18 protein-coding genes are annotated in these 20256 nt (G+C 66.8%); 7 read left to right on the forward strand and 11 right to left on the reverse strand.

Annotated elements, in window-relative coordinates:
* The first annotated feature begins 24 nt into the window (after positions 1 to 24).
* Genes JF542_RS18235 through JF542_RS18245 form a run of 3 tightly spaced genes read left to right on the forward strand, consistent with a single transcriptional unit; the run spans position 25 to position 2581 of the window.
* Positions 25 to 855, forward strand: coding sequence for a sugar phosphate isomerase/epimerase family protein (locus JF542_RS18235; protein WP_207076888.1), 831 nt, complete (start codon positions 25 to 27; stop codon positions 853 to 855).
* On the forward strand, positions 852 to 1868 hold the full coding sequence (locus JF542_RS18240) for an asparaginase (protein ID WP_207076889.1): 1017 nt from the start codon (positions 852 to 854) through the stop codon (positions 1866 to 1868). Before JF542_RS18235 ends, JF542_RS18240 begins: the two co-directional genes overlap by 4 nt.
* Positions 1856 to 2581 (forward strand): GntR family transcriptional regulator, encoded by a 726-nt coding sequence (locus JF542_RS18245; protein WP_207076890.1) that lies wholly within the window; start codon positions 1856 to 1858, stop codon positions 2579 to 2581. Before JF542_RS18240 ends, JF542_RS18245 begins: the two co-directional genes overlap by 13 nt.
* A 24-nt stretch (positions 2582 to 2605) precedes the next feature.
* Here JF542_RS18245 and JF542_RS18250 read toward each other — a convergent pair whose 3' ends face one another.
* From JF542_RS18250 to JF542_RS18290, 9 genes are all read right to left on the reverse strand, one after another.
* Positions 2606 to 5767 (reverse strand): CARDB domain-containing protein, encoded by a 3162-nt coding sequence (locus JF542_RS18250; protein WP_207076891.1) that lies wholly within the window; start codon positions 5765 to 5767, stop codon positions 2606 to 2608.
* Positions 5768 to 6024: 257 nt separating this feature from the next.
* Positions 6025 to 7047 (reverse strand): histone deacetylase family protein, encoded by a 1023-nt coding sequence (locus tag JF542_RS18255; protein WP_207076892.1) that lies wholly within the window; start codon positions 7045 to 7047, stop codon positions 6025 to 6027.
* Positions 7044 to 7523 (reverse strand): GNAT family N-acetyltransferase, encoded by a 480-nt coding sequence (locus JF542_RS18260; RefSeq protein ID WP_207076893.1) that lies wholly within the window; start codon positions 7521 to 7523, stop codon positions 7044 to 7046. Before JF542_RS18260 ends, JF542_RS18255 begins: the two co-directional genes overlap by 4 nt.
* Positions 7520 to 8446, reverse strand: a complete 927-nt coding sequence (kce, locus tag JF542_RS18265; RefSeq protein ID WP_007798896.1) for a 3,5-dioxohexanoate:acetyl-CoA acetone transferase — start codon at positions 8444 to 8446, stop codon at positions 7520 to 7522. The genes JF542_RS18260 and kce overlap by 4 nt, the downstream gene beginning before the upstream one ends.
* The gene (locus tag JF542_RS18270) at positions 8447 to 9784 is read right to left on the reverse strand and encodes an aminotransferase family protein (protein WP_207076894.1); all 1338 of its coding nucleotides are present in this window, start codon (positions 9782 to 9784) and stop codon (positions 8447 to 8449) included. It abuts the gene before it with no gap.
* Positions 9781 to 10866, reverse strand: a complete 1086-nt coding sequence (locus tag JF542_RS18275; protein ID WP_207076895.1) for an ABC transporter ATP-binding protein — start codon at positions 10864 to 10866, stop codon at positions 9781 to 9783. The genes JF542_RS18270 and JF542_RS18275 overlap by 4 nt, the downstream gene beginning before the upstream one ends.
* Before the next feature lie 65 nt (positions 10867 to 10931).
* Positions 10932 to 12068 carry an extracellular solute-binding protein gene (locus JF542_RS18280; protein ID WP_370044593.1) on the reverse strand — a complete coding sequence of 379 codons (1137 nt, stop codon included), beginning with the start codon at positions 12066 to 12068 and terminating at the stop codon, positions 10932 to 10934.
* Between the two features lie 46 nt (positions 12069 to 12114).
* Positions 12115 to 12900 (reverse strand): ABC transporter permease, encoded by a 786-nt coding sequence (locus JF542_RS18285; protein WP_007798888.1) that lies wholly within the window; start codon positions 12898 to 12900, stop codon positions 12115 to 12117.
* Positions 12900 to 13766, reverse strand: coding sequence for an ABC transporter permease (locus JF542_RS18290; RefSeq protein WP_007798886.1), 867 nt, complete (start codon positions 13764 to 13766; stop codon positions 12900 to 12902). The genes JF542_RS18285 and JF542_RS18290 overlap by 1 nt, the downstream gene beginning before the upstream one ends.
* A gap of 110 nt (positions 13767 to 13876) precedes the next feature.
* Between JF542_RS18290 and JF542_RS18295 the strand changes: the two genes are divergently transcribed.
* The gene (locus tag JF542_RS18295; protein WP_207076897.1) at positions 13877 to 14905 is read left to right on the forward strand and encodes a LysR family transcriptional regulator; all 1029 of its coding nucleotides are present in this window, start codon (positions 13877 to 13879) and stop codon (positions 14903 to 14905) included.
* 61 nt (positions 14906 to 14966) lie between these two features.
* Here JF542_RS18295 and JF542_RS18300 read toward each other — a convergent pair whose 3' ends face one another.
* On the reverse strand, positions 14967 to 16430 hold the full coding sequence (locus tag JF542_RS18300) for a DUF2252 domain-containing protein (RefSeq protein WP_207076898.1): 1464 nt from the start codon (positions 16428 to 16430) through the stop codon (positions 14967 to 14969).
* A gap of 328 nt (positions 16431 to 16758) precedes the next feature.
* Between JF542_RS18300 and JF542_RS18305 the strand changes: the two genes are divergently transcribed.
* From JF542_RS18305 to JF542_RS18315, 3 genes are all read left to right on the forward strand, one after another.
* Complete coding sequence (locus JF542_RS18305; protein WP_242533824.1) at positions 16759 to 17793, forward strand: TRAP transporter substrate-binding protein; 1035 nt, start codon at positions 16759 to 16761, stop codon at positions 17791 to 17793.
* Between the two features lie 77 nt (positions 17794 to 17870).
* Positions 17871 to 18368 carry a TRAP transporter small permease gene (locus tag JF542_RS18310; RefSeq protein ID WP_207076900.1) on the forward strand — a complete coding sequence of 166 codons (498 nt, stop codon included), beginning with the start codon at positions 17871 to 17873 and terminating at the stop codon, positions 18366 to 18368.
* Positions 18361 to 19752 (forward strand): TRAP transporter large permease, encoded by a 1392-nt coding sequence (locus tag JF542_RS18315; protein WP_007798836.1) that lies wholly within the window; start codon positions 18361 to 18363, stop codon positions 19750 to 19752. The genes JF542_RS18310 and JF542_RS18315 overlap by 8 nt, the downstream gene beginning before the upstream one ends.
* Positions 19753 to 19832: 80 nt before the next feature.
* On the opposite strand, the gene JF542_RS18320 is transcribed toward JF542_RS18315, so the two are convergent.
* Positions 19833 to 20135 (reverse strand): SH3 domain-containing protein, encoded by a 303-nt coding sequence (locus JF542_RS18320; protein WP_207076901.1) that lies wholly within the window; start codon positions 20133 to 20135, stop codon positions 19833 to 19835.
* Positions 20136 to 20256 lie beyond the last annotated feature (121 nt).

Consider the following 20256-nt stretch of genomic DNA (forward strand, 5'->3'; position numbering starts at 1 on the left):
CAATACATCAAAGGGAGTCGCCTCATGTCGCAGACCTTGTCCAGCAGGCTGGCCGCCATGAACATCCATTATTTCCGTCACAGCCTGACGCGATTCCTTGACGATGCGGCGGCGCTCGGCTTTGCACGAATCGAACTTTGGGCAGGCATGCCGCATCTCAGCCTCGATGACGCCTCCGCCACGGAACTCCGCGATGTGCGGCGCATGATCGCCGCCCGTGATCTCTCGCTCAGCTGCTTCACACCCGAGCAGTGCGTCTACCCGATCAACCTCGCCTCGGAGCATCCCGGCACCGCGCGCCGTAGTTTCGACTACTTCCGCAGGGCCCTGCATAGCGCCGCGTCGCTCGACTGCCGGCAGCTGCTGGTGACGGCGGGATGGGGCTATGCCGACGCTCCCGCCTCCGATGCGTGGGAGCGCGCCCGAGACCAGCTCGGCGCGCTCGCCGACGAAGCCGCGAGAGAGGGTGTCACGCTGCTGCTCGAGCCGCTCTCACGCACGGAATCGAACCTCATCACCACCAGTGCCGAGCTCGCCCGCATGATGGCCGAGCTCGCCTCACCGCAGGTCGCCGCCATCCTCGACCTCAATGCCATGGCCGCGGCGGGAGAGACCCCGGCAGACTACCTCGCCCGGTTCGGAGACGCGCTGCGGCATGTGCATGTCTGTGACGGCACGCCCGAGGGGCACCTCGCCTGGGGCGACGGCAGCCTGCCGTTGGCGCAGTATGTCGCCGAGTTGGAAGCCGCGGGCTACCAAGGCGACTACAGCTTCGAATTCGTGTCGCAGGCCTACTGGCTCGACCCGCGGACGCCGCTCGAAAGCGCCCGCGCAGCAATGCTGCAAGCCGCATGAGCGCCCTGCCGCATATCGGGCTGATCGTCGCCGGCGGAACGATCACCGCCCTTGCCGAAGATCCTTTTGAGATCAACGACTACGGCGACGCCGGGAGCCTTTCCCCCGACGCGTTGCTCGAGCGCTCTGGGCAGCTTCGCGGGCGCTTCGACGTCACAAACGTGCCCGTCGACCCGGCTCCCAGCTTCGACATGGGGGCCGAGCGCTGGGCCGCAATCTGTGCCGCCTGCGCCGCGACGCTGAAGGAGGCCCCATCGATCTCGGGTTTCGTGCTCACTCACGGCACGGGCGCCCTGGCCGAGGCGGCGTTTTTCCTGTCCCTGTGCTGGGACCTCGACGTGCCCCTGGTGGTTACCGGTGCGCAACGCCCAGCGTCGGCGCAGGGCGCCGATGGGCCGATGAACCTGTTTCACGCCCTGACCGCCGCCGCGGACCCGCGCCTCGGTGGATCGGTCGCAGTCGCCTTCGAAGGCGTCTTGCACGACCCGCGTGATGTCACCAAGCTCGACAACAGCGCGCTCGACACGTTCCACTCGCCCAGGTTCGGTCCGCTGGGGCGCTTCGCAGGCTCAGAGCTCGACCTCTTCGCCCGCTCTGCCGCGCCCGGCCCGCTTTTGCCCTGGCATCGGCTCGGCGCCCTTCCCCGCGTCGATATCCTGCATTGCCACAGCGACGGCGACGCCACCGCAATCGAGGCGTTCATCGCCGCAGGGGCCCGCGGGATCGTGATCGCAGGCTTCGCACCGGGCTATGCCACGAGCCGGCAGGCCAAGGCGCTCGAGACCTGGGCGCGTGAGGGCGACGGCATCGTCATTGCCGCCTCGCAGGCTTTCGGCCGAGTGCCCGGCAACAGCCGCAACCGGGGCCACGGCTTTCTTCCTGCCGCAGGGTTTTCCCCGGCAAAAGCTCGAATATTGTTGCAATATGCACTGGCATCGCAAAGATCGCCCGCGCAGATCGCGGAGTTGTTTGACAGGCGAGGCGAAGCAGGGAGGCCAACATGGAGAAGCTGAAGACCGGCGGCATCGAGTGGTTGCGGAGCAGCGTGCTCGAGATGATCCGCGACGACGGGCTGACGCTCGGGGACAAACTGCCCTCCGAGAAGGAGATGAGCGAGCGGTTCCACGTGTCCCGCCCGACCCTGCGCGAGGCTCTGAAGCTGCTCGAACAGGACTCGATCATCGAGGCCCAGCAGGGCAAGGGCCGCTTCGTGACCGCCGGCGCCATGCTGACCATCGCCCGGCCGATCACCAAGTTCGAGAGCGTCTCGGACATGGTCCGCAGCCACGGCTACGTCGCCGAGACCAGCATCCTCGGCTTCTCGACCATCCCCGCCGATGCCGAGGTCGCCTCCGCGCTCGGCATCGCCGTCGACGACCCGGTGATGCGGGTCGAGCGTCTGCGTCATGCCAATGGCGAACCACTGGTCTATTCGCTCGACTGGATCCCCGTCGCCCTGTTCCACGACGGCCAACAGGGCCGCATGGACTGGGCGGGATCCATCGTCGAGATGCTGACCGAGATGGACCGTCGCCCCATCGCCTCGACCGCGAATATCAGCGCGACGATGCTGCCGGAGCTTGTCGCCAAGCTGCACAAGCTCGAGCAGTTCGGCCCCGCGCTGCTGATCGAGGAGACCTGTTTCTCGGACGACGGAACCCGGGTGATCTTCGCCAAGGACTACCACCGCGGCTCGGCGTTCTCGTTCAGCTTCGTCCGCAAGTGAAACCGCCCCGCGCCATCAGCCCGATCATGGCGCGATGCCGGGGCAGAAGCTCTGCGCGACGTTGTTGCCCTCGTCGGATTCCGCCACATCCTCGGGCTGGGCCGCATCCGCAGTGATGCGGAAGGAACAGCCCGAGCCGCCGCCGGGGAAGCAGCGCCGGGGGATGTCGACCACGTGCTCATGGGCGGCGCCAGCCGCAAGCGCCGGGGTCGCCAGATCGACTGTGCCCGCCACAGGATCAAGCTGCGCCGAGGGGCTGAAGAGCACCGTCGTGGTCGACGCACCCGCCCCCGCGTCGCCTTGGTTGCGGATGCGCAGGTGCAGTTGCAGCGCGCTGATCGGGACGCCTGCCGGCAACTCGCCGCAGTAATTCTGCGGCAAGGTGCCCGGCGCATCCGAGGGCGGCGGCGCAAAGACCGGTTCAGGCAGCAGGTCGGGGGCGCCCAAATCGGGATCCGGGTCGGGTCGGCGCGGCTTGCGACGCTCGTCGATCTCCACGATCTCCATGCCGGTGTTGCGGACCTCCCGGTCCTGACGCCCACAGCAGGCGGCGCCGTCATCGATCAGCGCGGCGGTGGTGTAGACGCCGGTGACGTCGAGGCTGTCAAAGCTCTGGATCACCACGAAGCCCTCGACATAGGGCGTCGGGAAGCGCCCGCCGAAGGCCTTCTCGCGGATATCCTCGCAATCCACCTTCAGCGCCTCGTCGTAGCGCAGCAGGTCCTTGCCCATCTGCAGGATATCGCCCGCCGCCTGTTCTGCCGGCGGATAGGCCACCGCGACCTTCTTGTAGAACAGCGCGTCACGGTCCCACGGGTTGTGGACATTGACCGTCGTGCCATAGACCCCGCGCGTGAGCCGCAGGGTCTCCGGATCATCCTGCACGCCGCAGACGAACTTGGCGGCGTATTCGAAGGGCGGCATGGTGCAGCGCGCGCTGTCTTCACCGGTGGCGCAGGCTTCGATCGCGGCCGCGTCCTCGGCGGTCAGCTCGTCCTGCGGGAACATCACGTCGTCGAGCGGCTGGCCGGGCGCCGAGCGGGTCGGCAGGAACAGGTTCTGCCAGTCATCGAACCCCAGCAGCGTCTCGCCCGGCGAGGCCGCGCAGGCACTGGCGGTGGTGAAGTTGATATCCGAAGGCACGGTGCCGGCGTCGATACCGCCCGACTGGTCCCAGTCGATCGCGCCGCTGCCCGCGCCGACGACGTTGGTGCTGCCGTCGGTGCCGAAAATCGTGTTGTCGGTGCCGTCCTGGATGCCCAGCCCCTCGTTCAGCGCCGACTCGTCGAGATCCGGCAGCGCCAGACCCGAATAGTCGAGCCTTGGCCCGGTCGCGCCGGGGTTGGGGATGTGCCGGGTCTGGAAGGAATAGCTCATCACGCTGAGATAGTTCGGCTTGCAGTTCACATTGTCACCGCCGCCGTGACCAAGGCCGAGCGTGTGGCCAAGCTCGTGCATGATGGTGCCTGCCTGCTGCCGGCGCGTGCCGACGCTATGCCCGCTCGCGTCCTGCCCCCAGCCGTCACCGAGCGAGACGACGAAATTGCCGCGCTTCGCCCGGCCCGAGGACTTGCCGCCATCGCGGGCGTGGGCGTAGAGCGCGTAGCGATAGACCAGCGCCTTGGCCGCGAGGATCTTGTCGGCATCGGGATCGGCCCGTTCGGCCGCGGTGCCGAAATTCGCCTCCCTGATGTCGTCGACATCACCCCATGTGGTGATGTCGAGCACCTCCGGGATCTGATCGTCCTGGTCGATCACCAGATCGATGCCGGTGCTGCCGTCCGGATTGCTGACAGGTGCAGTCGCGAAGGCCGCGATCACGTCGTTGACCGCGTCGTCGTTCGGGTCGTGGTTGGTCATGAAGTCCATCTCGACATAGACGTTCTTGCGGTCCGGATCGGCCCCCGGCGGGGTGAAATCGGCCACGCCGTCGCAGTCGATATCGATCCCGGCCTGCTCCCAGACATCGAACAGCCCGTCGACATCGCTGTCCATGCCGCTCGGTCGCGCCGCGCGGAAGGCCAGCGCGTTGACCGCACGGCCGACACCCCATTCGTCGCCACCATCCTGCAGCAATTCGAAGCCGCGCAGGCGGTCGTCGTAGACGAACCAGCGCGGCCCCGAGCCGCCGTTGCGCCCGACGGCGATCTCATCGACGAAGTCGCCGTCGGGATCCCCCACCGCGATGGCCCGCACCCCGCGGGTGACACCCCAGCCGGAGGCCAGCTCCTCCAGCATCCGAAAGCCCGCAGCCGCATCATCGAAGGTCAGGACGCGCACACCGGAGCCGCCGTTGCGCCCCACGACCAGCTCGTCCATGCCGTCGCCATCGAGGTCTCCGAGCGCCAGTGCCGTGGTCTCACGCGTCGTGCCCCAGCCGTCTCCGCCGCTCTGAAGAAGCGCGAAATTGCCGTCTGCCCCGTCGAAGACGCCCCAGTGGAAATTGGCGCCGGCATCGCGCCCGACGGCGATCTCGTCGAAGCCGTCGCCGTCGACGTCACCGGTCGCGAGCGCGGTTACCCGGCGCCCGGCGCCCCAGCTGGCTCCCGCGGCGATCATCTCGGCGAAGCCGCCGGCTGCGTCGTCCACCACGATCCAGCGCGGCCGCGCCACGGCCCCGCCCGAGCGCCCGACGACCAGCTCGTCACGGCCATCGCCATCGACGTCCCCGAAGGCAAGCGCGGTCACGCGGCGGTCGCTCCCCCAGCTGGAGCCCCCGGTGTGGAGCACGGCGAAATTGGCGTCGCGGTCATCGTAGATCTCGAACCGCATCCCGTCCGGCGCGTCCCGGCCCACGGCCATCTCAAGCGCGGCATCGCCATCGACATTGCCGAAGGCGATGGCGGTCGCACTGCGTCCGGCGCCCCAGCCGTTGCCCAGCGAGGCGATCTGCCCGAAGCCGGCATTGGCATCGTCGAAAAGCAGCACACGCACCGACTGCGAAGCGGCGCCGTCTCGCCCGACAGCGAACTCGTCGCGCCCGTCGCCGTCGATGTCGCCGACCGCGACCGACAGCGCTTCGCGTGCGATACCCCACCCGTCGCCGCCACGCGTTTCGAGTGCATAGCCGGACGGATCATCTCCGAAGACGAACCACCTGTGATTGTCTCCCGCGTCACGCCCCACCACCAGCTCGTCACGACAATCACGATCCAGATCGGCGGCAACGGACGCAGGAAAGGCCATTAATAAACAGGCCACTAAACGAAAGTGAAAAGACCGGACCATAACACCTCGCAAAGAAAAATGGTGAATTCAATGCGAGGACAATACCACTTTAAGGCGATTCTCACGATGAGAAACCAGCGAGATCCGAAGGTTGCGACGCTTGCAGGGCGCCGTCCCGCGGGGGCGATGTGCGCGGGCATGGCACCTGCTCCGCCCGAGCCCTCCCAGCGCGACGCGCCGAGGCGCTGCGCCCAGCCCTCCTTGAAATCGGCTGATCAGCCGCCCTGAAAGCCGGTCAGGGTCCGTGTCAGGTTCGCCCCGAGCGACGGGCTCAGATAGCCCCCCTCCTGCACGAAGAGCGTTGGCAGGCCGGCCTTGGCGATGGCCGCGCCGATGCGCGCGAAGCCGTCCTGCGTCACGGCGAAGCCCTTGAACGGGTCGTCGATCGAGGCATCAAGCCCCAGCGCCACGACCAGCGCCTCGGTGCCGAAGCTCCCGATCCGCTCGAGCGCGATCTCCAGCGCCGCGAGGTAGGCCACGTCGTCGGTGCCCCGGGGCAACGGCAGGTTCAGGTTGCAACCGGTGCCGCGCCCCTCGCCGCGCTCCTGCACATGGCCCCAGAAGAACGGGTAGAAGCGCGCCGGATCGGCGTGCAGCGAGACGGTCAGAACGTCATCGCGGCCGTAGAAGATCCCCTGCGTGCCGTTGCCGTGATGCACATCCACATCAAGGATCGCAGGCCGCAGACCTGCCGCGCGCAGCCGCTCGGCGGCGATGCCGGCATTGTTGAGAAAGCAGAACCCGCCGGCGAGATCACCGAAGGCGTGGTGCCCGGGCGGGCGCGACAGCGCATAGGCCGCCCCCGCGCCGCCCGCGATAAGGTCGGCCCCGGCGATGGCGCTCTGCGCCGACCAGTAGGCCGCCTCGAAGGTGTGCTCGGCGATCGGACAGGCGGTGTCGGCCTGATGGTAACCGGCCTGCCCGATGGCGGATTTCGGATAGCCGTCGCTGCGGTTGGCCGGGTGGATGTTCGGGATCACCTCTGGGCCGGCATCGGGAATGCGCTGCCAGCGGGTGTAGATGTTGCGCAGGAAGGTCAGGTACTCGGGCGAGTGCAGCGCCGCGATGGGGCCGAGCCCGGCATCCCGGGGCGCCTCGAAGGCGCAGCCGGCGTCTCCGGCGGCGGCTTTCAGCACCTCGATCCGGCGCGGTTCCTCGGGGCTGGGATAGACCTTGCCGTTGGCCATGAAATGCTTGGGATCGTGGTGCCACTGGCGGTCGTCGAGAAAGGCTTTCATCGGGTGTCCTTCAGGGCCTCGCAGCCCGTTTCATCAAGATGCATCTCGGTCTGTCCCTCGGCCGGGGTGAAGCCGAGACGCTCGTAGAAACTGCGGGCGCGCGGCGTGGCGTGGTAGACGTTGAGCTTCATCCGCCCCGCCCCCCAACACGCCTGCGCATCGCGCAGCACCGCCGCCAGCAGGCGCGGGCCAAGCCCGCTGCCCCGGGTCTGCGCATCGACCCAGAGATCCGAGACATAGACCACCACGCCCCCGCGCGCGGTCGAGAAGCTCGGCGAGTAGAGCGCAACGCCCAGCGTCTCGCCCGCCTCGTTGGCGAGCACGGCGCGAAAGGCCGGATGCGCGCCGAAGCCCGCACGGCGCAGCTCGTCCACCCCAGCTCGATGGGTATCGCCCAGATCCTGCGAGAGCCGTGCCAGCGCCGCGTGCAGGCGCGGCACTTGGGCCTCGGTCGCGACCTCGAACCGAACAGTCATATCGCCGTCCTGTCCGCGCCCTTGAGGCCCAGCATGGCGCGCGCCTCGTCGGGGGTGGCGGGCTCGCGGCCCAGTTCTTCGACGATCCGGCGGATCTTGGCGACCTGCTCGGCATTGGACCGGGCCAGCGTGCCGCGTGCAATGGTGAGGCTGTCCTCGAGCCCCACCCGGACGTGCCCGCCCATGGCGGCGGCCATGGTGGCCAGAGGCATCTGGTGACGCCCGGCGGCGAGCACCGAGAACTGGTAGCTGTCGCCGAAAAGCTTGTCGGCGATACGCTTCATGTGATCGAGGTTCTCGGGGTCCGGCCCGATCCCGCCCAGCACGCCAAAGACGAATTGCAAAAAGATCGGCCCGCTCACCAGCCCGCGATCGACGAAGTGTCGCAGCATGTAGAGGTGGCCCACGTCGTAGCACTCGAACTCGAAACGTGCGCCGCGCTTCTCGCCCATCTCGGTCAGCACATGGGCGATGTCGCGGGGCGTGTTCTTGAAGATCAGGTCGTCGGAGTTCTCGAGGAACGGCTGCTCCCAGTCGTGCTCCCACTCCGAGATCCGCGCCGCCATCGGGTAGAGCGCGAAGTTCATCGAGCCCATGTTGAGCGAACACATCTCTGGCTCCGCCGCCTTGGGCGCGGCCAGCCGCTCTTCGAGCGTCATCACCGCGCTGCCGCCGGTGGTGAGGTTGAGCACGGCGCCGGTGCCCTGCTTCAGCCGGGGCAGGAAGGCGTTGAAAAGCTCCGGACTTGCCGACGGTTTGCCGGTTCCAGGGTCGCGCGCGTGCAGGTGCAGGATTGCGGCCCCGGCCTCGGCAGCGGCCACGCCCTGCTCGACGATCTCGTCGGCAGTGACCGGCAGGTGCGGCGACATGGTCGGCGTATGGATCGAGCCGGTGAGCGCGCAGGTGATCAGGATCTTCGACATTCAGACCACCTCGCCCAGAGCGGGCAGCTCGGCCCGGAACTGCGTCAGCGACAGGTCGAGCCCGGCGACGATCTCGTCGAGATGGGTCTCGGTCACGATCAGCGGCGGGCAGACGAGGATGTGGTCGCCCTCGACGCCGTCGCGGGTGCGCCGGGAATAGACGATCAGCCCGTTGTCATAGGCGATCTGCACGAAGCGGTCGAAGGCACGCAGCTCTTTCGGCAGCGGCGTCTTCCTGACCGGGTCGGCCATGAACTCGAAGGCGGTCAGCAGCCCCTTGCCCCGGACATCGCCGATGATCTCGTGCTTCTGGGCCAGCGCGTGAAGACGCGCGAGGAGGGTCTTGCCCATCGCCGCGGCATTGGCCACGAGGCCCTGCCGGTCGATCTCGTCCAGCACCGCGGCCCCGGCAGCGCAGGCCAGCGGGTTGCCGGCATAGGTGAAGCCATGGGCGAAACCGCCCTGCCCCAGCACCGGCTCGACCATCCACTCCGGCGCCACGATGCCGCCCAGCGGCGCGTAACCGGCGGCAAAGCCCTTTGACAGCACCACGATGTCGGGCCGTGTGTTCCAGTGTTCGCAGCCCAGAAAGGCACCGGTGCGCCCGGCGCCCGTCATCACCTCGTCCATGATCAGCAAGACGCCGTAGCGGTCGCAGATCTCGCGGATGCGCTGCATGTAGCCCTCGGGCGGCACCAGTGCCCCGGTCGACGCGCCGCCCACCGGCTCGAGCAGGAAAGCGAGCACGCTCTCGGGCCCCTCGGCCTCGATCTGCGCCTCGAGCATGTCGGCGTAGTGCTTCCCCGTCGCGGGATCGGACGGGTCAAGCCCGTCGAGATAGGCGCGCGGCGCCGGCACCTTGGGCATCTCGCGCATCATCGGCGCGAAGGGCTCGGTCAGCGAGCGATAGCCGGTGACCGCCAGCGCGCCCAGCGTGCAGCCATGATAGGAGGGGCTGCGCGAGATCACCTTCCAGCGGCTGCCCTGCCCGACGGCGACGGCATATTGCCGGGCGAGCTTCATGGCGCTCTCGATCGCTTCGGAGCCGCCCGAGACGAAGAACACGCGGTTCAGCCCTTCGGGCATCTTCTCGACTGTCTTGGCAGCAAGGCGCTCGCTGGCCTCGGTCTCGAAATGCAGCCGGTAGCCGAAGGTCGCGCGCTCCATCTGCTCGCGCATCGCCGCCAGCACGGTGGCGTTGGAGTGGCCGATATTGCAGACCATCGCGCCGGACGAGCCGTCGAGGTAGCGCTTGCCGTCGGTGTCCCACATATAGACGCCGCGGGCTTGGTCGAGCACGGGTTTGCGCCCGTGCCCCTGGTAGAAGAGGTGGCTCATTGTGCCTCCGTGGGAAGGGCCGAGGCATCCTTGGCGCGGAAGCCGATCCGCACCTCGGCGCCTTGTTCGAATGGTCGGTCGTCGATCATGTTGATCGCCTGAAGCTGTCGCTCGCCGAGGCGCAGGAAGTAGCGGACGGTCTGGCCCTGGTAGTCCACTGTCTCGACCGTCGCCGGCGCGGTGAGCATGGTCTCCCCGGTCTCGCCCGGGTGCAAGACACGCAGCTTCTCGGCCCTCAGGACGAGTTGCGCGGGCCCCTGCCCGGTCAGCCGCTCGGCCTTGTGCGCCGGGATCGCCACAGCGCCGAACGGCGCCACGTCGAGCGTCGCGCCCTCGGGCCCGTTGGCCGTGCAAGTGGCGGGCAACATGTTGGACGCGCCGAGGAAGTTCGCCACGAACTCGGAGGCGGGATTGTTGTAGACCTGCTCGGGCGAGCCCATCTGCTCGATCCGGCCGGCGCTCATCACCACGATCTGGTCCGACATGGCGAGCGCCTCGGACTGGTCGTGGGTGACGAAGACGGTGGTCACGCCGATCTGTTCCTGGATGCGCTTGAGCTCGACCCGCATGTCCTCGCGCAGGTTGGCGTCGAGCGCCGAGAGCGGCTCGTCGAGCAGCAGCACGTCGGGCTCGATGACGATGGCCCGTGCCAGCGCGATGCGCTGTTGCTGGCCGCCGGAGAGTTCCTTGGGGTAGCGCTCGCCCACATGCGGCAGCTGCACCAGCTCCAGCGCGGCTTGTACCCGGGCCGGGATCTCGGCCTTGGGCACATCGCGGTATTTCAGACCGAAGGCGACGTTCTCGGCCACGGTCTTGTGCGGAAACAACGCGTAGTTCTGGAACACGATGCCGAGGTTGCGCTTGTGGATCGGCACGTCATTGACCCGCGTGCCGCCGATCAGGATCTCGCCCTCGGTCGGATCGAGCAGCCCTGCGATCATCCGCAGGTTCGTGGTCTTGCCGCAACCCGACGGCCCCAGCAGCGTGACAAAGGCGCCGTCCGGGATCTCGAGATTGACCTGATGCACCGCGGTGAACTTGTGAAAGCGCTTCACGACGTTTTGGAGGGTGACGGAGCTCATGCGCAGACGTCCTGAGTGGGAGAAATCAAGCTGGCGGGGGCGACATTCGCCCCCGCCAGGGTGGCTCAGTAGCCCTTCTGGACGCGGCCGAAGGTCTTCGACCACTCCGCCTCGTGGCCATTCCAGTAGGTCGGATCGGCGAAGGTCAGCCCCTCGAGCGTCCCTGTCGGATCGAAGGCCGGAAGCGTCGGGATCTTGGCGCCGAGTTCGACCTTCTGAGGGTCGAGCGCCGGCGGGTAGTTCTGCCCTTCGGCCACGGCGATCGAGGTCTCGGGGGCGAGCATGAAGTTCAGCAGTTCCTCGCAGGCCTCCATCGGCGAGCCCTTGAGCACGAAGAGGCATTCCTGCCAGCCATAGCCGTTGGGCGGATCCATGTAGCCGATGTCGTGCCCCTGCTCCTGCAGCGCGTAGATCCGGCCAGACCAGCCCTCGGTGACATAGATCTCTTCCTCGGCCAGCAGCGACATCAGCTCGGCGCCCGAGGTCCAGTATTTCAGCGACAGGTCGCGATGGGCGCGGATCGCCTCCCAGACGGCGTCCATGTCGGAGGCGTTGTTCGGGTCCTGCCCGGTCTGCAGCGCGCCGAACCAGATCCGCGTGCGCCAGTCGCCCCAGCCCGCGATCTTGCCCTTGTAGGCCTCGTCGATGAGGACCTTGGCGCCCTTCTCCTGCATCTCTTCGTCCGAGATGAACTTGCGGTTATAGGCAATGCCGGTGGTGCCGTAATCGTAGGGCACGCAGGAGATCTTGCCGTCGGTGATCGGGCGGTAGACATCGACCAGCTTCTTGATGACGTACTCGAGGTTGGGGATGTTGGCCTCGTTGAGCTCCGAGGTCAGCCCCAGCCCGGCATAGCGCGCATAGTCGAACACCCCCGACAGGTGGGCGATGTTATACTCGCCCGGCTGGCTCGCCTTGACCCGGCTGAGATACTCGTCGCCGCCGCCGAAGGTGCCGTCGACCACCTCGATGCCGGTCTTGGCGGTATAGGGATCGAAGGCGTGCTTGCGGAACGCCTCGGAAACCACCCCGCCCCAGCCGTCAAAGCGCACCTGCGTCACGTCCTGCGCGAAGGCGCGGTAGGGTGTCACCAGCCCGTAGGCGGCGCCGGCCGCGCCGATCAGCCCGAGGAACGAGCGGCGGTCGATATCGCCGTTCATGTAGCGCTCGCGCAGGCGTTCGTAGCGGGTGGTGTTGTCGATCTTCGTCATGTCTCTCTCCTTGTTGGGTCTCGTTGGCGAGGCGGCTTCAGGTGCCGCTCTTCTTTGAAAGGATGCGCGCCGCCGCCGCGCCGAGAAGCGGCAGGCCCACGGTCATCACGATCATCACCGTGCCCAGCGCGTTGATCTCGGGAGAGATCGAGTTGCGCAGCATGGCAAAGATCTGCGTCGGCACGGTCTCGACCCCGCCGGGTTTCCAGAACAGCGTGCCGGTGATGTCGTCGAAGCTGATGGTGAAGGCGAAGAGCGCACCGGCCAGAACCGCCGGCAGCATCAGCGGCAGGGTGATCTGGAAGAAGGTCTGCACCGGCGAGGCGCCGAGGCTCATGGCGGCCTCCTCGACATCGCGGCGAATGGCCATCAGCCGCGCCTGCACCACGAGGATGACGAAGGGCAGCGTGAAGATGACATGGCCGAAGAGCAGCAGGCCGAAGCTCTTGTTCACGCCGAGGAAGTTGAGAAACAGCAGCAGCGCCACCGCCAGCACCACCTCGGGCACGAGGATCGGTGCGATCAGCAGTGTCGAGATGACGTTCTCGCCAGGCACCCGGTAGCGCACCAGCGCGAGGCTCGCGAGCACCCCCAGCGTGGTCGAGATCAGCGCCGTCAGCAGGCCGAGGATGATCGAGGTGCGGAAGGCGCGCAGGATCGCTTCGTTCTGCGCCAGCTCGCCGAACCAGCGCAGCGAGACGCCGGTGATCGGGAAACTGCCGAACTGCGAGGCGTTGAAGCTCAGCAGCACCACCACGGCCACCGGCAGGAACATGAACACATAAACGAGCAGCGCGTAGCCGCGGATCAGGTGCCATCCCATCAGCCCAGCCCCTTCATCAGTTGCGCCATGCCCAGATAGCGGTTGTAGATCATCACCAAGAGCCCCAGCACCGCGAGCAGCATCAGGCTCAGCGCCGAGCCCAACGGCCAGTTGAGCTGGGTGATGATCGCCTCGTAGACGAGGTTGGCGAACATCGCGTCCGTGGGCCCACCCAGCACCAGCGGCGTGATGTAGGTGCCCGCCGCCAGCACGAAGCAGAGCAGCCCACCGGCGGCGAGGCCCGGCAGAGACAACGGCAGGGTCACCTGCACGAAGGCCTCCCAGCGCGTGGCGCCCAGCGAGGTGGCGGCGTCCTCGAGCGTCACGTCGATGCCATCGAGGCTGACGAAAACGTTGAGGATCATGAAGGGCAGCAGGAAATGCACCAGCCCGAGGATCACCGTGGTCTGGTTGTAGAGCATCTGGATCGGCTCCGAGATCACCCCGGTCCAGATCAGGAAGGTGTTGAGCGCGCCCGAGACCCCGAGGATGTTGATCCAGCTCATCGTGCGGATGATGTAACTGATCCAGAAGGGCAGCATCAGCAGCAGAAGAAGCACCGCCTTGTTGCCGCGCGAGCGGGCGATGAAATAGGCCGCCGGATAGCCCATCACGGCGCAGACCAGCGTGGTGATCGCCGCGATCTTCAGGGTGAAGAGCAGGATGTCGCGGTAGAACGGATCGCTCAGCGCCTCGCGCCAGTTGTCGAGGAAGAAGCCCGACTGGTCCGCCCCCGTCGCGGTGCGCAGCCAGAAGCTGTAGACCACGATGAACAGCAGCGGCACGAAGAGCAGCAGCGTGATCGCGGTGAGCGCCGGTGAGAGAAGGATCCAGGGCTGGCGCCGTTCTCGGGCTTCGATCGACATGAGGATGTCCCGTAAGGTTGCGGTCAGGCAGTTCGGATTTGACGGCACCTTGGGAAGGTGATTTTCATTGAGCAAATAGATAATGAGAATTGTGAATATAGGCGCCATCAATGACAGGCGATGATAGCGATCCCATTCCGGACCCGGGATCTCCCTACGATCCCGACCGCATCACCCGTGAGCTCGACTGGAATCTGCTGCGCACCTTCGTCGTCCTGGCCGAGGCGCGCTCGGTGACCGATGCCGCCGAGCGCCTCCGCCTGACCCAGCCCTCCGTCTCTACTGCCTTGAAACGGCTGGAAGATCGGATTGGCCGCAAGCTCATCGAGCGCGGCCCCGGCAAATACGCCCTGACCGAAGCCGGAGAGCTGCTGTATCGCGAGGCGCTTGACATCAACGGCTCGATCCTGCGCCTCTCGACCCTCATGCGCGAGATGACCGACGCGGTGCGCGGTCATGTGACCATCGCGGTGGCCAGCCACGTGGTGTGCCCGGTTTTTGATCGCCTGCTGGCCGATTTCCACGAGGCGCACCCGGAGGCGAGCCTGTCGATCAACGTGGTCTCCAGCGCCAGCGCCCTGACCGAGGTCTCGGCCAAGCGCGCGTCCTTCGCTGTCTGCCTCGTGCGCGACCGCAGCCCGCGGCTGGAATACCGCCGTCTCTACCGTGAGTTCTTCGGCCTGTTCTGCGGCCCGCGTCACCCGCTGTTCGGGCGCGAAGGGCTGACCAAGGCCGATCTCGCCGGCTGCACCACGGTGAGCTTCGACACGGACCGCCTGCAGGACGTTCTGAAACCGGTGACCCTGATGCGGGCGCAGTCTCTGCTTGGCGAGCGCATCACCGGTACGTCATCCAATCTCGAGGAGGTGCGGCGGATGATCATCGCCGGGCTCGGCATCGGGCCGCTGCCGGTGCACGTCGCCGCGCGCGACGTGGCCGATGGCCAGCTCTGGCAGACCCCGCCTTACGAGGATCTGCCGCCCATCGACGTGCACGTGGTCTGGAACCCGCGCGCAGTGAAGAACCGCGCCGAGGAGATCCTGCTGAAGATGCTCGACGAGATGATCGGGCGCATCCCGATCGAAGAGCGCACCTACGACAGCGCGATGCTGCCGCCAAGCTACCGGCACCGGCCCTGACGACAGCCCCCATCGCGGCCCGCCCCAGCGCGGCCCATCTGCGCCAGACGCCGGCGGGACTTCAGCGGTAGCGCTTTTGCGACATGTCGAAGGCGCCGAGCGCGAGATCGCGCTTGTAGAAGCGGTGATCGGTCTTGAGCCGCTTCACGGCCGATCGCGCGAAGCACAGGATGTCGTCCATGAACAGCTCGTCGGGCGCCATCGCCTCGAGGATGCGCGGCTCGATGCGGTAATCGAGCTCGCCGGCATCGTCCGAGCGGGCGTGGGCCTGCGCCAGCGCCAGCCCGCAGGCATGGGCATAGTGCTTCCAGCTCTTGTCGGACAGGTCGTCGAGGTCGATGTCGTCGCGGAACGGCGCACGCTCGCGCGACATGAAGCTCATGTCGTCGATCTCGACGCTGCCGTAGAACACGTCGCCGTTGGCGAGATGCACGGCTTGCCCGTGCGCGATGCGATCGCCCTCGCGCCCGGCGAAGAAGTCGTTCTCGGGCACCAGCCCCTCCAGCGCCGAGCGGCGGGCGCGCTTGAACTCGACGATCAGGTCGTCGGTGGCATCCTTGCTCGGCCCCTCGATCAGGCAGTAATAGCGCGGCAGGCCGAGAGAGGCGGTGCCCTGCCCGTGCCGGATGCACACGTCCTTGACCCTGAGCTCACCGGCGCGGCCCTGCGGCGCGATACCGTTCTGCTTGGCGACCTCGTTCACATAGCCCTGAAACTCATCGATCCGGGATGAGATCGGGGTCAGTTCTTCATTCGCGGGGAAGCCGCGGCCGGTCTCGTTCAGATAGCGATCCCAAAGCCATGCCTTGCGGCTCTTGGCGGCCTTCTTGAACATGCGCCGCACAACCTTGGGGCTGTTGTCGGCGCGCATCTGCTGGCTCGCCTCCTTGTCGTGGCGGGCGTAAAAGCCGATGCCCTCGCGATACCCCTTCAGGAACTCGCAGGTGATCTTCTTGCGCAGCTTCTTCTTGTGGCCGCCAATCTCTTCCGAGGCGATGAGAAAGCCCGTCGCGCCACGTTTCAGATCCCATGTGAAAGGCGCGTAGAGCACGTCGTCGAAATCGTTCACCCCGAAGATCGGCACATTGTCGGCGTTCGGCATGATGCCGAAGTTCTCCGGGTGCACATCGCCCAGTGCCAGAACCGTCGGCATGCGCTCGTCCTCGCCCAGCATGTCACGGTGGAACAGCAGCGAAGTGCCCCGGAAGAACGAGTAGAGCGACCCGGCCAGCTCCTCGAATTTCTCCCGCGCGCCTTCGGCCTTTTCGTCGATACGCACCGCGTGATCCTCGACGATGGTGTCGCGCACATGCCGGCGCCGCTCGAACCCGGTGAGCGCCGAAGGGCGCATCACGCAGGGATACTTGACGAAGGCGCCGCAGAGTTCGCGATAGGCCTCGACCCTGCTCTCGAGATTGCTGACCGGCGCGATCGCCTCTTCCTGTTCGGCGGCGGTCGCACGCGCCTTCGCGGGCGCGGTCTTTTTCTGGCTCTTGGGCGTCGCGCCTTGTGTCGTCTTGCTCATCGTCAGGCTCCCTTGGCTATGCCTCACAACGGCACAGAGCGCGCGCGGTTCCAGACAAGCACGCTTGCGCCACGCCCCCGCGGCAAGACCGGGCCAAGCGAGCGGGAGACGTTTCGGCAGCCCCCTTCATCTGGTCCATCCGTCGCTTCGAGGGCGACAATCCCCGAGCAAAAGCGGTCACGAACCGGGAAACCCAATACATTCATTGTGTTTGATATGGCATTGACCTACGCAAAATTCAGGTTGACCCTCATACACGCTCGCAGGCTATAATAAGCCTACATACTATTCGCCTCAAACGGGCGAACCCATCCAGATGGAGGAATGGATGACCAGATTCTCGAAACTCATCAGCGCGACCGCGCTTGCCGCGGCCATGGGCACCGCTGCCACCGCACAGGATGTGACGCTGATCATGCACCACTTCCTGCCGCCGGTCTCGAGTGCCCACAAGGACATGCTCAAACCCTGGGCCGAGAAGATCGAAACCGAGAGCGAGGGCCGCATCGCGATCGAGATCGCGCCGTCGATGGCGATGGGTGGCAAGCCCAACGAGCTTTACGGCCAGGTCCGCGACGGCGCAGCCGACATCGTCTGGACGCTGCTGGGCTATACCCCGGGCGTGTTCCCGCGCAGCGAGGTGTTCGAACTGCCGCTGGTCCATGCCGGCTCGGCGATCGACACCACGATGGCGCTGAACGCCTCGATGGACATGCTTGCCGAGGATTTCACCGACGTGAAGGTCCTGTTCATGCACAGCCATGACGGCAACCTGATCCACTCCGCCGGCGATCCGATCCGGAGCTTCGAGGATGCCGCGGGCCTCAAGCTGCGCACCCCCAGCCGCACCGGCGCATGGGTGATCAGTGGCATGGGTGCCGAGCCCGTGGGGATGCCGGTCCCGACCCTGCCCGAGGCGATGGCCAAGGGCGTGGTCGACGGCGCGCTGACGCCGTTCGAGATCGTGCCGGCGCTGAGCCTGCAGGAGCTCGACAAATCCACCACCGAGCTGCCCGACGGCGACCGCTTCGGCACATCGGTGTTCATGCTGGCGATGAATCAGGACATCTACGATGACCTGCCCGAGGATCTGCGCGCCGTCATCGACGCCAATTCCGGCATGAATGTCGCCGCAGAGATCGGCGCGCTGTGGGAAGGCTTCGAAGAGCCGGGCATCGCCGCGCTCGAGGCCGCCGGGGTCGAGCGCATCGTCCTCTCCGAGGAGGAAGGCGCCAAGTTCGACGCGGTCAGCGAGAAAGTCGTCCAGCAATGGATCGACGAGGTGACCGCGAAAGGCATTGACGGCGAAGCGCTTGTCGAAGGCGCCCGCGCCGCCGTGGCAGAAGCTGCCGCCGCGCGCTGAGCCGTCCGCCGACCGAACAGATCGCGGGAGGGGCCGCCTGCCCCTCCCGCTCACAGTGATTTCCGAGGGAGGCACTCATGAATGCCATTCTCTGGCGTGCAGCCGATATCTTCGCGCTGCTCGGAGGCGTCATCCTCCTGCTCATCGTCCTTGTGACCACCACCAACACCAGCGCCTTCATCCTCGACCGCATTGCACGGCTGATGGGCTCGGGCGTCTCGGGCCTGCCGGGCTACGAGGATTTCGTGCAGCTCGCGATCAGCTGCGTGGCGCTGATGTTCTTTCCGTTCTGCCAGGCCAATCGCGGCCATGTCTCGGTCGAGCTGTTCATGGAGCGGCTGCCGGCGGTGGTGCAGCGCGTCGTCGACAAGGTCTGGCTGCTGCTGACCGCCGGCATGGCGCTGTTTCTCGCCTACTGGATGGTGTTCGGCATGATCGAGACCCGCGACGACAGCGCCGTGACCTCGGTACTCAACTGGCCGGTCTGGCCGTTCTACATCCCCGGCATCGCGTCGATGGTCCTCTGGGCCCTCGTCGCCCTCGCCCAGATTCGCGGCGAGGTGCGCCATGCTTGATCCCATCACCGTCGGCGTGCTCGGCCTCGCCGTCCTGTTCCTGCTGCTGATCCTGCGTATGCCCGTGGGCATCGCGATGATCGTGGTGGGCATCGGCGGCACCTGGGTGCTGAGCCTCTTCGTGCCCTTCGTGCGCTTCGTGCCCTATATCCGGCAGTTCAAGTCGCTGCTGTGGGAGAACGTCGCCAACTACGACCTCTCGGTGGTGCCCCTCTTCGTGCTGATGGGCTACATCGCCGCCGAGGCGCGGCTCTCGTCGGACCTGTTCAAGGGGCTCGAGGCGCTGCTGTCGCGGCTGCGCGGCGGCGTCGCCATGGCGGCTGTCGCCGCCTGTGGCGGCTTCGGCGCGGTCTGCGGCTCGTCGCTGGCCACAGCCGCCACCATGGGCAAGGTCGCCCTGCCCGAGCTCCGCAAGCTCGGCTACGATCCCCGGCTCGCCTCAGGCGCGCTGGCGGCGGGCGGCACGCTGGGCATCCTGATCCCGCCCTCGGTGGCGCTGGTGATCTATGCAATCATCGTCGAGGGCTCGATCCTCAAGATGTTCCAGGCCGCAGTGATCCCCGGCATGATGGCGGTGCTGGGCTTCATCCTCGTGATCGCGGTCTCGGTGAAACTGAACCCTTCGCTCGCCCCCGAGCCCAAGCCGATGGAGCGCGCCGAGCGCCGCGTGGCGCTGCGCCGGCTGATCCCGGTGCTGGCGATCTTCGGCTCCATCATCCTCGGCCTCGGCTTCGGCCTCTTCACCCCGACGCCCGCCGCCTCGATCGGGGTGTTCGCGATCACCGTCTACGGCCTCGTCCTGCGCTGGGTCACCGGCGAGGGCCTGGGTCTCGCGGGTCTGGTGCGCGCGGTGCGCTCGACCGCGATCACCGCCGGCATGATCTACCTGATCCTGTTCGGTGCCGAGGTGCTGAAAGGCTTCTTCACCCGCACCGGCCTGCCGCAGGCGCTGAGCGAATGGGCCGCCACCAGCGGGCTCGACCCGATGCTGGTACTGGTCATCATGCTGGTGATCTTCGTGGTCCTCGGCTGCTTCATGGAAAGCCTCGCGATGATCCTCGTGGTGGTGCCGTTCTTCTGGCCGACGCTGATCGCGCTCAACGGCGGCGATTTCGCCACCGCCGACACCGCCGCCTTCGGCATGGACAATGACAGCCTGAAGATCTGGTTCGGGATATTGGCGCTGATCGTAGTCGAGCTGGGGCTGATCACCCCGCCGGTGGGGCTCAACGTGTTCATCATCGCCTCGCTGGCGCAGAACACGAGGATGGCGACGGTGTTCCGCGGCGTGATGCCGTTCCTCGGCGCCGAGGTGATCCGGGTGGCGATCCTGCTGATGATCCCGGCTCTGACGCTCCTGGTGCCGCGCTGGCTCGGCGGCTGATCCTGCGCGCGCAGGACAGACCCGCAAACGAGAAAGGGGCGCCCCGGTGGCGCCCCTTGTCTTTTTGAAGCGGCCGGTCCTCAGAGCTCGCGCAGGTAGGCCCAGGAGGCGTAGCCGCGCAGGCCCCGCGCCTTGTCGAGCGAGATCTCGCACCAGCGGGTGCTGCCGGTCTGGGTGCAGTCGTAAATCCGCACCACGGTGCCGTTGGGCAGGCCGAGGATCACGTCAAAGCCGGTGCCCGGCCCGCCGCGCATCTTCAGCATGTCGCCGTCGGGCACGCCGAAGACCTCGAAGCGGTCGCGCAGGCCCGCGCCTGCCGGTTGGGTGATGAGAAGGGCCGCCGTCACGCCTGCCGCAAGCGCCCTGAACCATGATCCGCGCATGGCTGTCTCCTGTCTGTCTGCTCTTGTTGTCTTTCGCAGCAGTCTACCCTGTCAGGGACGAAAACGGAACGGATTGATGACATGGCGGGCACGGGCGGCGCAGCCTTGCCCCCTCCGGCCC

The organism is Salipiger bermudensis, from assembly GCF_017309175.1.
GTDB classification, from domain to species: Bacteria; Pseudomonadota; Alphaproteobacteria; order Rhodobacterales; family Rhodobacteraceae; genus Salipiger; species Salipiger bermudensis.